Source organism: Bacillota bacterium, assembly GCA_024655925.1.
GTDB lineage: Bacteria > Bacillota > DTU025 > DTU025 > JANLFS01 > JANLFS01.
In genome coordinates this window covers 3,315-15,164 of record JANLFS010000075.1, presented here as the reverse complement: position 1 = coordinate 15,164, position 11,850 = coordinate 3,315, and the positions used below count along the sequence as shown (strand labels likewise).

Annotated in this window: 12 protein-coding genes and 1 other RNA gene; 2 read left to right on the top strand and 11 right to left on the bottom strand. The window is 61.1% G+C overall.

Going from position 1 to position 11,850, the window contains the following annotated elements; all coding sequences use genetic code 11:
- The 5 genes from NUW23_11535 to NUW23_11515 form a co-directional block, all read right to left on the bottom strand.
- Positions 1–304: AI-2E family transporter (locus NUW23_11535; protein ID MCR4426795.1), on the bottom strand; the 304-nt coding region annotated here is incomplete at its 3' end.
- 368 nt (positions 305–672) lie between these two features.
- The gene (gene mnmA / locus NUW23_11530; GenBank protein ID MCR4426794.1) at positions 673–1,758 is read right to left on the bottom strand and encodes a tRNA 2-thiouridine(34) synthase MnmA; all 1,086 of its coding nucleotides are present in this window, start codon (positions 1,756–1,758) and stop codon (positions 673–675) included.
- The gene (gene nifU / locus NUW23_11525; protein MCR4426793.1) at positions 1,759–2,196 is read right to left on the bottom strand and encodes a Fe-S cluster assembly scaffold protein NifU; all 438 of its coding nucleotides are present in this window, start codon (positions 2,194–2,196) and stop codon (positions 1,759–1,761) included.
- A gap of 38 nt (positions 2,197–2,234) precedes the next feature.
- Positions 2,235–3,455 carry a cysteine desulfurase NifS gene (gene nifS / locus NUW23_11520; GenBank protein ID MCR4426792.1) on the bottom strand — a complete coding sequence of 407 codons (1,221 nt, stop codon included), beginning with the start codon at positions 3,453–3,455 and terminating at the stop codon, positions 2,235–2,237.
- Between the two features lie 15 nt (positions 3,456–3,470).
- On the bottom strand, positions 3,471–3,902 hold the full coding sequence (locus NUW23_11515) for an Rrf2 family transcriptional regulator (GenBank protein ID MCR4426791.1): 432 nt from the start codon (positions 3,900–3,902) through the stop codon (positions 3,471–3,473).
- 238 nt (positions 3,903–4,140) lie between these two features.
- Here NUW23_11515 and NUW23_11510 point away from each other — a divergent pair, with 238 nt between their 5' ends.
- On the top strand, positions 4,141–5,178 hold the full coding sequence (locus NUW23_11510) for a helix-turn-helix domain-containing protein (GenBank protein MCR4426790.1): 1,038 nt from the start codon (positions 4,141–4,143) through the stop codon (positions 5,176–5,178).
- Positions 5,179–5,316: 138 nt separating this feature from the next.
- On the opposite strand, the gene NUW23_11505 is transcribed toward NUW23_11510, so the two are convergent.
- The 6 genes from NUW23_11505 to NUW23_11480 form a co-directional block, all read right to left on the bottom strand.
- Positions 5,317–6,126: a ZIP family metal transporter gene (locus tag NUW23_11505; protein MCR4426789.1), complete on the bottom strand. Its 810-nt coding sequence runs from the start codon at positions 6,124–6,126 to the stop codon at positions 5,317–5,319.
- Positions 6,127–6,205: 79 nt separating this feature from the next.
- On the bottom strand, positions 6,206–7,480 hold the full coding sequence (locus tag NUW23_11500; GenBank protein MCR4426788.1) for a replication-associated recombination protein A: 1,275 nt from the start codon (positions 7,478–7,480) through the stop codon (positions 6,206–6,208).
- Positions 7,481–7,558: 78 nt separating this feature from the next.
- Positions 7,559–7,741: non-coding RNA, 6S RNA (ssrS, locus tag NUW23_11495), on the bottom strand.
- A gap of 77 nt (positions 7,742–7,818) precedes the next feature.
- A complete protein-coding gene (gene hisS / locus NUW23_11490; protein ID MCR4426787.1) occupies positions 7,819–9,078 on the bottom strand; it encodes a histidine--tRNA ligase in 1,260 nt (419 codons plus the stop codon).
- An 86-nt stretch (positions 9,079–9,164) separates the two neighbouring features.
- Entirely contained in the window at positions 9,165–10,358 is a 1,194-nt protein-coding gene (locus NUW23_11485; protein MCR4426786.1) for a SurA N-terminal domain-containing protein, read from the bottom strand.
- A gap of 283 nt (positions 10,359–10,641) precedes the next feature.
- Positions 10,642–11,430, bottom strand: coding sequence for a Uma2 family endonuclease (locus tag NUW23_11480; GenBank protein MCR4426785.1), 789 nt, complete (start codon positions 11,428–11,430; stop codon positions 10,642–10,644).
- Between the two features lie 151 nt (positions 11,431–11,581).
- Here NUW23_11480 and NUW23_11475 point away from each other — a divergent pair.
- Positions 11,582–11,850 (top strand): TetR/AcrR family transcriptional regulator (locus tag NUW23_11475; GenBank protein MCR4426784.1); only part of this gene is annotated, 269 nt, incomplete at its 3' end.

Here is an 11,850-nt window from a genome sequence, read left to right as displayed (position 1 = left end):
GAGATTGCTCGGGCGCTTCCCGAGCAATCTCTTCGAACTGACCCGCCAGGGCGGGGAGAACGAAGGCCAGGCCGAATGCGATACCCCCCATCACCAGCACGTAGGCTGTGAAGATCGCAGCCACCCTGGGCGCACCTCGCGCCTCTGCCATCCTCACCAAGGGATTGATGACGTACGCGATGAAGGCCGCCACTATGAATGGGACAAACGCACCACGCACCTTGTACGCCATCAGGACGAGGACTACAACGCCAACTCCCCAGACCAGACTCTGCTGCACTTTTAGACCTTGCCCGCGCGACACTGAAGCTCCTCCCAACCAAGACAAAAGCAAGACAAAAGGACCGGTCCCAGGCCTTCCGCCCGAAGCCGGTCCGAGCTTTCCGCGCCAATCACTCTTCGTCGCGCCTCGTCCCCAGACGCCTGCTGACTGACTGGACTGCCTCGGCCACGGGCTGCCGTACGGACCGCGCCTGCCGGGCAATCGTTCGGCTAGCCTTCCGCCTCACCCCAAGCGGAGATTCACTGGCCACCTCCTCGTGGACTACCTCGCGACCCCTCCTGGTCGAGTTCATATACATGAACATGCCGAGCCCTGCCCCGAGTAACCCCCCAGTGAGGAGGATCCTCCAAAACCGTCTGATCTCCGTTCCCCCCTTTCCGTCGGCCCTATTATGCCCCCTGCCTTCTGACATTAACCTTTTGGATGATACCCCCTCCGAGCAAGAGGTCGCCGTCATAGAAGACCACCGACTGCCCGGGAGTGATGGCCCGTTGTGGCTGGTCAAACACAACCCGCACCATGTCAGGGCCTTCTGGCGACACCTGGGCAGGGGCTGCGGGGGATTTGTACCTGATGCGCGCCGAAACACGGATGCTCGATTCGAGCGTGGGGAAAGGGAGGAAATTCAGGTTGCCGGCGTGGAGCGTGCGGCTGTAAAGGGCCTGCTCAGGCCCTACCACTACCACATGCGACTCAGGGATGATGTCCACAACATAGGCACGCCTCGCCCCAATGGAGCCGAGGCCTTTTCGCTGGCCGATGGTGTACATGGCTGTCCCGGCGTGGGTCCCGACGACGTTCCCGTCGAGGTCTACGATTGTCCCAGGAGAGGTGGCGTCCTTCGCCCGGGCAGCGATAAAGGCCCGGTAATCCCCGGAAGGTGTGAAGCAGGCCTCCTGGCTCTCCGGGCGTTCGGCTACGCCGAGACCCAGATCTCTCGCTACCCTCCGGACTTCTTCCTTGGTGTAGCCGCCCAAAGGGAAAATGGACAGCGCGAGCTGATCCTGGCTGAGCCGGTAGAGCACGTAAGTCTGGTCCTTCTTGCGATCCATTCCCCGGGCCAGCGTGTAGCGGCCGGTCCTGGCGTACCGGACTTTCTTCACATAATGGCCGGTGGCCATGTGGGTTGCACCCAATGCCAAGGACCGCTCAAGGAGGAGTCCGAACTTGATCCGCGGGTTGCACAACACACATGGGTTGGGGGTGACTCCCAAGACATAGGAGTCGACGAAGTCCCGGACAACCGTCGCCTCGAAATCCGCCCTCAAGTCAACCACGTGATGCTGGATGCCAAGACGCTGCGCCATTGCGCCGGCAGATTCTACGGCGTTCCGGCCCGCAGGGGAGTCACATACAGTCATGGTGACTCCCACTACGGACCTACCTCCCCTGAGGAGCAGAGCGGCGGCGACAGACGAGTCCACACCCCCGCTCATCGCCACTGCTATGAGGCCGACTTCGTTTTGATCCTGCATCTAGCTGGCATCCTCATGACCCTCATGGTCCTCGACAGTGATGGAGCGGGAATCGATCCCTAGGTCCGGCGCACCGCCCTTTTCCAGATAGTCTTTGATTGCGAGGTGAAGGGCATCCGCCGCAAGATTCGAACAGTGCATTTTGTTCGGAGGAAGCCCTCCAAGTGCCTCAGCCACGGCCCGGTTGGAAATCTCTAGCGCTTCCGAGAGAGTCTTGCCTTTCACCATCTCCGTGACCATACTCGAAGTGGCGATCGCCGCCCCACACCCAAACGTCTTGAACTTGATATCCTCAATCGAACCATCTTTGACTTTGATGGCGATCCTCATTATGTCCCCGCACACGGGGTTCCCAACCTGCCCAACCCCGTCCGCGTCGGGGATGTCTCCTACGTTCCTGGGGTTAGTGAAATGGTCCATAACCTTGTCGGTGTACATCTGGACACCTCCCGCCGAGACGCCTCCGCCGCTCCGTGCTAGTCAGTTGCGAGCGCGCAGTCACAGGCGTTCGCGCATACTTCCTTGATAGTGCATTCGGTCTTGTGGTAGATGGGCGACATCCTTCGAAGCCTCTCGACTATGCCGGGCAGCACGTCGAGCACCCTGGCGATGTCCTCCTCGGACGTGTCCCTGCCCAAAGTCAGCCTGACCGACCCGTGGGCAACCTCGTGAGGAAGCCCCATCGCCATCAACACATGCGAAGGCTCGAGAGACCCGGATGTGCACGCGGAGCCCGACGACGCACCGATGCCCGCCATGTCCAAGTTGAGGAGGAGAGACTCTCCTTCCACGTAGAGGACACTCACGTTCACGTTGTTTGGAAGCCTTCTCGTTCTCGAGCCGTTCAGCCTGACGTCAGGAATTCGGTCCTCGATCCCGGCAATGAGGCGGTCTCGCAGATCCGTCTCACGAGCCATAGTCTCCTCCAGCTCAGCCACTGCAAGCTCGATGGCCACTCCCATCCCCACCATGCCGGCCACGTTCTCAGTGCCCGCCCTGCGCTTGCGTTCCTGCCCGCCGCCGTGGATCAGAGGGACAGGTCTGATCCCGTGTCGGATCCAGAGCGCACCAATGCCTTTCGGCGCATAGAACTTGTGCCCAGACATGGACAGCATGTCCACGCCGAGCGTCCTCACGTCGATGGGCACGTGCCCCACGGACTGGACTGCGTCAGTGTGGAAGGCCACTCCGGCCTCCCGGGTGATCCTGGCTATCTCTTCGATGGGTTGGAGAGTGCCGACCTCGTTGTTGGAGTGCATTATGCTGACGAGGAAAGTCTGCCTCGTAATAGCCTTCTTGACATCCTCTGGGTTAACCATTCCATCGGCATCCACCGGAAGGATGGTCACATCAAACCCGAGGCCCTCTAGGCTTTTCACCGTGTCGAGCACCGCGTGATGCTCGACGGCTGACGTGATGACGTGGTTCTTCTTGCCCATCACCGAAAGGGCCAGGCCTTTGATGGCCAAGTTGTCGGCCTCCGACCCGCCGCTGGTGAAGACTATCTCCTCGGGCTGCGCTCCGATCGCGCGCGCGACGCGCTCCCGGGCGAGCTCGACATCGTTTCTTACTTCTCTGCCGAACGAATGTATACTGGACGGGTTCCCGAACTTCTCGGTGAGGAACGGGACCATCGCATCTAATACCTCGCGGCGGACGGGCGTGGTCGCGGCATTGTCAAGGTAGATTCTGTCCAACCAAATCATCTCCCTCTACGTAGTCCCGACGTCTGATCCAGGCCCCCAGGCCAGCATGTCTGCAAGAGTTGTAGAATCAAGAATGGCCGAGATGCTATCGCGCAACTTCACCCAGACCGGGTGCGCCGCGCATGAAGACGCCCTCTCACACCCTGCCACGTCCTCTCCCGCGCATTCACAAAGGGCTATCGGCCCTTCCAGCGCACGCACGATGTCCCCAACCGTAATGGCGCTGGGCTCGCGTGCCAGGCAGTACCCGCCCTGGGATCCTCTCTGCCCGGAAACCAGGCCGGCTTTCCGAAGCGCCCCAAACAGCTGCTCCAGGTAGCTCTCGGGAAGACCCTGCCTGCCTGCTACCTCCCTGAGTGCAACCGGCCCTCCGCCGAACACCGAGGCAAGCTCGAACATGGCCCTCACCCCGTACTCCGTCCTGGAACTCAGCCTCATCTCGACACCCCCATCAAGGCGGCCCGGGCCGGGTAATTCCGACTATTGAAGTAGGATTTGCTGTCACCAATATACCCCGGCGGGGGTTGGGTGTCAATACGTAGTATTGCCCCACCAATGAACATGCTGTCGCGCGTCGAGTTCCGTTGGGGCAATCCCAATTAATAGTTGATGCCTCATTAGGATTATGGTAATATATGGATGACACCGATGCCCAGTGAGTGAAGGAGGCCTCCCCATGCCGACCTCGCCGTTCCGCTACCCGTTTCCCCTAGGGCCTGATCCCGGCCTGTCCGACGTTCATCTCTGCGCAGTCCCCTTCCCCGGCCAAGGTCTTGATCTCGTCCCCACCCCGTTCTGCGAAGGCCGTGTTGAGGTGAACCTCTCCGACATCCGTGACCTCGCAAAGCCCGAAGGGCAAGTCTGCCCCAGCTGCGAAAGCAGGGAGATCGTCCGGTACGGAAAGCCCAGGGGGGTCCAGAAGTATAAGTGTAAACACTGTCGCACCTACTTCACCGACCTCACCGGCACGGTGATGCACCGCACCCGGCTGCGGGAGAAGTGGCTCCGGTACCTTGAGCTGATGATGGAAGGCCTCCCAGTGCGGCAGGCCGCAAGGCTCTTGGGGATCTCCAAGAACACCGCGTTCGCCTGGAGGCATAAGGTGATCTCCAGGCTTGCTGGGGCCTATGCCCAGACTACGCTCTCCGGGATCGTGGAAACGCACCAGCTCCTTCTCCTCAAGTGCTTCAAGGGCTCTCGGGAGGGGTCGCACCGTGCCCACGCAATGCCCGGAAAGCCAGGATCCCGCCAGATCCCGTTTCTCAGCCCCCGCTCAGACAGGGTTTATGTCCTCTTCGCCCTCGACCGGTTCGGAAACGTCGCAGCCGAGCTTGCGCCAGGCGAATCCCGGGTCGGGTTCGATGAGATCATGCGGGACCGGATCACGCCCGGGGCTCGAGTGTGCATGGAGCGCGGAATCGGGCACTGGCCCCCTCCCGGGAAGCAGAGCCTGGGGCTGACGTGGACAACACCGTCGCGGGCCAGGGGTTGCCGAGAAGACGTACTGAGCGTTGACCCGATGCATCACCAAACGAACGCGAAACGCCTTGCGGTCCAGTTCCGGGCGTGGCTTATGAGGTTCCGCGGAGTGGCGACGAAGTACCTGGTTCGATACATCGCCTGGTTCTGGCAAGTATCGTCCGCCGCCGGACTAGTAACACCTGTAGCTGCAAGGAGGCTGCTCCTGGCCACCTTGAGCAGCACGGGGATGTAGGCAAGCACGGGGCTCGGGGTGGTCCCCAAGCCGCAATGCTGCCTTGCAGGGAGCAGCCTACGAAGAGACTCCCGTGCTCGTCAACTGCGAACTTGGACACCTGCCACTTCCCGGCCCCCGTCGAGTTCCGGCCGCTGATTAACCCAACGCCACATCCAGCACCATCATGAAAGTGAACCCAACAATCGCCCCCATGGTCGCGAGGTCGGTGTGCCCCCTTCGCTGGGATTCCGGGATCAGCTCCTCTACCACCACGAATATCATGGCACCGGCCGCGAAAGCCATGGCATAAGGGAGGATGGGCTCGGCGTGAGATACAGCCGCAGCGCCGATCACCCCGGCAATCGGCTCCACCACCCCCGAGAGCTGCCCATACCAGAAACTCTTGAACCTCGACAACCCCACCCGCCTGAGCGGAACCGCTGTGGCAACCCCTTCGGGGAAGTTCTGTAACCCAATCCCCACAGCAAGCGCCACGGCTCCAGCCAGCGTGGCGGAGGGGAATCCGCTGGACACGGCTCCGAACGCCACTCCCACCGCAAGTCCCTCAGGAATATTGTGTAACGTTATTGCGAGCAGCAACAAGACAGTCGGCCGCCATGTGGTGGGCGTGCCTTCGGCAGAACTCGGAGGCAGGCCCAGGTGAAGATGGGGCAGGAGAAGGTCAACCAGCCTAAGGAAAGCGCTGCCCGCCAGAAACCCGGTCGCGGCTGGGAACCACGCGGGGACGCCCAAGTCCTCGGACATGGCAATCGCAGGCGCGAGCAACGACCAGTAGCTGGCAGCGATCATCACGCCGGCTGCGAATCCAAGCATCGCATCGAGGGTCCGCCTTGACACTTCCTTGCCAATGAACACAGACGCCGCCCCGAGCGCCGTTACGGCCCATGTGAACCCGGTAGCCAGGATCGCCTGCCAAACAGGGTGAAGATGAGACAACCAGCCCAGCACGACACGACCCCCCCTGATCACGGAGTGCGCATCCACTCAATTACTCAGGTTATGCCCGACTCCCCGGCAGGTGTGCCTATCGCCTCCTGAGGCCCGCCAGTCTCTCTGCGATACGTCTTTCGATCACGTTGTGCCCCGGCCTGTAATACACCTTCCCCTCGAGGCCGTCGGGCATGTACTGCTGCTCGACATGAGACCCTGGATGGTCGTGGGGGTACTTGTACCCCTTTCCATGCCCCAAGGCCGCCGCACCTTTGTAGGAACTGTCACGCAGATGGGCAGGGATCTCAGGACTTGGGAGGTTCCGCACGTCCTCAAGGGCGGACGTGATCGCCGTCAGGACGGAGTTGCTCTTGGGAGCGACCGCTATGTATATCGTCGCGTGGGCAAGCGCTAGCCTTGCCTCGGGAAGCCCTACCCTCTCCACGACCTCGGCCGCGGCGACGGCCACCGCTATGGCGTGAGAGTCCGCAAGCCCCACGTCTTCGCTGGCATGGATCATGAGTCTCCTTGCAATGAACCGCGGGTCCTCCCCAGACTCCAGCATCCTGGCGAGATAGTGAAGGGCGGCATCTGGGTCGGACCCTCTGATGCTCTTGATGAAAGCAGATGTCACGTCGTAGTGTGCGTCCCCTCCGGCGTCGTACCGGAGCGCCCTTCTCTGGATGGAGTCCTCCGCCACCGCGAGGGTGATGCGGATTCTCCCGTCTTCCCCGGGCGGAGTGCTCAGGACAGCCACCTCTAGTGCGTTTAGCGCTGAGCGGGCATCTCCGTTCGCGTAGTCCGCAAGGTGATCGAGGGCGTCCTGGTCTACGTCCACGGCCATCTGTCCCAGCCCACGCTCGGAATCAGCGAGGGCGCGTTTCAGGATCAGCCTGATCTCCTCGGGCCCTAGGGGCTCCAGCCGGAAGATCCTGGATCTGGAGACCAGGGGCGGGTTGACGTCGAAGAACGGGTTCTGGGTTGTCGCCCCGATCAGGGTGACCGTCCCGTCTTCAACAGCTGGAAGAAGCGCGTCTTGCTGGGTGCGGTTGAACCTGTGGATTTCGTCGATGAACAGGATAGTCTGCTTCTCGAAGAGCTTGGCCCGCTCCCGGGCGTCGACAACCGCCTGGCGGATGTCAGCGACCCCCGCGGTGACCGCGTTCACCCTCACGAACTCGGATTTCGTGCTCGATGCCACCACCTCAGCGATAGTCGTCTTGCCCGAACCGGGAGGTCCATAGAGGATCACGGAGCCCAGGCGGTCTGCCTCTATGGCCCGCCTGAGGAGTCTGCCAGGCCCCAGAATGTGGTCCTGTCCAACGATCTCGTCGAGAACGAGGGGCCTCATCCGGGCCGCAAGGGGCATCCTGGCAAACCTGCCCGAATCTGAGGCGTTGAAAAGGTCGATCTCAGCCGTCTCACTCACCCCCCCAGAGGAAATAGAAAAAACCCCACCATGCCGTAGGGCTGGCCGTTTCTCTCCCCCGCCCACGCGAGGTGGGTGCCCTCCTACCACGTTTATGTTCCGCCGTGCACTGCGGCACACATGCCCGAGGTAGAGTCCGGGCCCCTAGTAAGAGATGTTGGAAGTAAACGACCAGCGCATCCACGCGCACAGCAGGGTGATTCCCTGTTGATTGCCGTTTTCAATATACCACAGGTGGTCAGCTGATTCAAGAAACCCCTGGCTTCCAAATGAGTGTGCTAACCTTGGCGCGTGATATATCCGGCCAGTTCAGCCAGGGTGATCGCAGCTTGTTCCCCGGTTGCCATGTTTTTCATAGTCACCATGCCGCGCGCGATCTCCTCGTCTCCTATGATAGCTACGAACCTCGCTCCGAGCTTGTCAGCGTAGCGTAGCTGAGCACGCAGGCCCCTGCCCACCATGTCGAAGTCAGCCGACACCCCCGCCTTCCTCAAGCTGAAAGCAACCTCAAACGCCCGGTCCCGAGCGGCGTCTCCCAAAGACACGATGAAAACGTCGATTCCCGCCTCGCCAGACACACCGGCCTGCTGCGCCCGCATGGCAAGGACGCAACGTTCGAGTCCGCACGCAACCCCAACCCCGGGGGTGGGATCGCCGCCGCACTCCTCCACCAGGCCATCGTACCTGCCTCCGCCGCCCAGGGCATCCTGGGAACCAAGGCCCCCGGCGGTATACTCAAATGTCGTCCTGGTGTAGTAGTCCAGGCCCCGAACCAGCCTAGGGTTAATTGCACAGGTTATGCCCAGGGCATCAAGATGTCGCCTGAGCGCGTCGAAATGGGCTGAGCACTCCGGACAGAGCAGGCCGAAAATGGTGGGAGGCTCGGGCATGGCGGCGCGGCACTCAGGAGACTTACAGTCCAGAAGACGCAAGGGGTTACGGTCGAACCTCCCGATGCACGACCCACACAGCTGGTCTCGGACCTCCGCGTAAACCTCTCGGAGCAGGTCCCGGTAGGCGGGCCTGCATTTGGGGCATCCGATGGAGTTGAGGTTCACCACCACGTCGGAGATTCCCAGTGCAGCGTAGACATCCAGAGGAAGCGCGATCACCTCCGCGTCAGCGGCTGGGTCGGACGCGCCCAAGATCTCCACTCCGAACTGGTGGAACTGCCGGTATCTGCCCGCCTGTGGTCGCTCGTAGCGAAACATCGGCCCTATGTAGTAGACCTTGGTCGGCTGCGGAGCGGCCCCCATCCTGTGCTCGATGAAAGCCCGTACGACCGGGGCAGTTCCTTCGGGACGCAGGGTGATGGACCGGCCTCCCCTGTCCTGGAAAGTGTACATCTCCTTCTCGACGATGTCGGTGGTCGTGCCCACTCCTCGCTCGAAGAGCTCAGTATGCTCAAACACGGGCGTGCGGATCTCCCGATACCCGTACAGCTTGAAAGTCCGGTGAAGCAAGGTCTCCACCTGTTGCCACAGCTCTGTCTCGCCGGGCAGGATGTCGTTGGTGCCTCTGGGCGCGGCTATTCGCAAGGTCAGGTCCTCCTCATCGCGATATGAAGCAGGGTGACGCAAAAAGGGGCGGGTGGATACCCGCCCGGAACTCCGATGCATATCGCCTAGTTGTTAGTCTCGGAACCGGCGGCCTCCTTGGCCTCTGCTTCGGCCTTGGCTTTGGCTTCGGCTTGCTCCTGGGCACGCTTAGCGGCCTCCTCGGCCGCTCTAGCTTGGGCCTCCTGCCGCTCCCTCATGATCTCGCGAATCTCGTCCATCCTGTCTGCCTGGGCGTTCGCCTCATCCTCCAGGCCCATCTCTTTAAAGATGTCATGGAGAAGCGCATGGATGCTGAGGTCCTCACGGGCGAGTTCGGAAGCCTTCTTGTAGGACTCCACCGCACGGCCTGTGTCACCCGATTCCCGAGCAGCGTCCCCTTGCGCAATCATTACGAATGGATCGTCCGGCTGAAGCTGAATCGCCTTGTCAAAGGCGGACCGAGAGTCGTCGGGCCTTCCCGAGGCAAGGAGCGCCTTCCCCAACCCCACCTGGAGATAGGGGTCCTGCGGGCTCTGCTTGATGGCCCTCTGGTAATGCTTGATCGCGTCCTCGAACTTCCCGTCCTCCATGGCCCTGTAGGCAAGGACTCCGGGTTCGACTATTGAAATCTTGCCCCGCTCCCGCAGGCCATCGAGCCACGACGCCTGAAGCTCTCTCTGCTTACGGTAGGAGAGGATCTTCTTGATGTTCTCCCGTGCGGATTCAAGGGTGAGGCTGGGCTGAGCCCTCTGGCTTCTCTCGAACTCGGCCACTATCTCTTCCTCCGTGACCTCCGGCTCCCCGCAGGCGACCGCGGGATACTGGTTCACGATCGTCTGCTCCTCCAAGTAGGTCGCGTAGAGCTCAGGCGTGAAGCCCCAGCGGGCAAGTGCCTCGAGCCACTGGTCCTCCGAGGCGAACAGGTCACGTTCGCTCTTCACGAGCGCCTCCACGTCGGACTTCTTCACCGTGAACCCGGCATCCTTGGCTGCCGAGAGGATCAGCGCCCGGTCGATAAGATTGTCCATCACGGACGAACGCAGTTCCTCGAGAGTGTCCGGCCTCACGTCGCCATATCTCACGCGGTCGTAGTAAGCCCATGCGACTTCCCTGCTGAAATCCAACTCGGTAATGCGCCGGCCGTTGACAGTCGCTGCGGTGATCTTAGCGGGGTTGGACCCGGCATTCCCCCCACCCCAGGAGAACGCCATAGGGATAATGAGTCCGGCGGCCACGAGAACCGCGACCACAGTTATGACAGTTCCCATCCTCCTACGCATCTGTACAAACAAGGGATTGCCCACCCCCGACAGTGTGTTTGGCTGTTTGTTTCAATCCGCGCGCCCGCGCGTGACGCGGCCAGCGCGCCCCCCGCGGACGCTCACGGCCCGGACGGGTTCAAGTCATTCTACCGCACGCGGGACGAGCGTGTCAACGCAGTCGAAGCGGCCAACCGGCGGAGAACACCAGGTCACCAGGGGCGCACGGGTCCGTCGTGTTTCAATCCACGCGCCCGCACAGGGCGCGACAAGGCGGGAATACACTAGACGAAGGAATTCGGCGTCATGGTTTGGCCACCGCCCCGCCTCGCTTCCACAAGGCTGCCAGATCCACGCTCAGGCCAGGAAATCCGGGATGAACGAAGAGATCCCCGTCGCAGCCGGACGCTTGCAGTACATAGACGCTCCCCTCCAAGGCGTAAGCTTCGATTGTCTCATCACGTGGATCCACAATCCAGTAGTGCGGAACGCCCATGCGTTCGTACACTCTGCGCTTTTTTATCCGATCCTTGGAGCGAGTGTAGGTGGAGAGGATCTCCACAATCAGATGAGGCGCGCCGTTTATTCGCTTTTCTTCCACGATGCGGCTCTTATCGCCAGGCACGTATATCAGATCCGGCTGCAATACGTTGATCTCCGAGAGGCTCACTCCGATGGGCGCGTTGAACACCTCGCCAGCAGGGTCAATCGGGGCGAAGTAGTCTTCAAGGATGCGCTGCAATCGCCGCGACACCCTCTGGTGATGGACGACTGGCGGCGGCTCTCCGATGAGAACGCCGTCGAGGATCTCATATTGATATCCGTCGTCTTCGGGCAGCTTGAGGTAGTCTTGATAGGTGTACACCTTGTCGGAGATATATGCGGGTCCGGTCTCCCACACGAGAGCGCCGTGCGGCTGTCCGCCTGCGTCCAGGCCAAGGCGTGCGAAAACCTCTTCGGGGTCATAGCGGTACTTCCTGTTGGACAGCCGCACACAAGGGATCATGCCGTTTCGGGTGTAGCGCCAGACTGTCTCCACCGACAGCTGAAGCATCTCGGCTAGTTCCTGCGCGGTCACCAGCTTTCTCTCCATTATGGGGACGCCTCCCTTCACGCCCATGTTACAACACAAGTCGACACAAATCAAGTAAAAGCAAGTCGCCGCAGTATTGACTGAGTCAGTCAATGAGCGATATCATCGCATTGACCGAACGAGTCAACGAGACGAGGGAGCAAAGCAACCCATGACTGACACGCTCATGAAGGCCGACGAAGAGAAACGGAACCGGATCATCAATGCCGCCATGAGAGAGTTCGCCTCGAAGGGGTACGACAACGCAAGTACGGAGATCATTGCCCAGAACGCAGGCATCTCCAAAGGGCTGCTGTTCCACTACTTCGGCACCAAGAAAGCTCTGTTCCTGTTCGTATTCGACTATGCGCTGGAGATCTGCAGAAGCCAGTTTCTGGAGCTAGTGGACATGAGCGAGACTGATGTCTTCGCAAGACTGCG

Coding starts and splice junctions, on each gene's coding strand:
- nifU (MCR4426793.1), bottom strand. CDS start 2,196: ATGTACACCGACAAGGTTATGGACCATTTCACTAACCCCAGGAACGTA.
- NUW23_11500 (MCR4426788.1), bottom strand. CDS start 7,480: ATGCCCCTTGCGGCCCGGATGAGGCCCCTCGTTCTCGACGAGATCGTT.
- NUW23_11515 (MCR4426791.1), bottom strand. CDS start 3,902: ATGAGGCTGAGTTCCAGGACGGAGTACGGGGTGAGGGCCATGTTCGAG.
- mnmA (MCR4426794.1), bottom strand. CDS start 1,758: ATGCAGGATCAAAACGAAGTCGGCCTCATAGCAGTGGCGATGAGCGGG.
- NUW23_11485 (MCR4426786.1), bottom strand. CDS start 10,358: ATGCGTAGGAGGATGGGAACTGTCATAACTGTGGTCGCGGTTCTCGTG.
- NUW23_11510 (MCR4426790.1), top strand. CDS start 4,141: ATGCCGACCTCGCCGTTCCGCTACCCGTTTCCCCTAGGGCCTGATCCC.
- NUW23_11480 (MCR4426785.1), bottom strand. CDS start 11,430: ATGGAGAGAAAGCTGGTGACCGCGCAGGAACTAGCCGAGATGCTTCAG.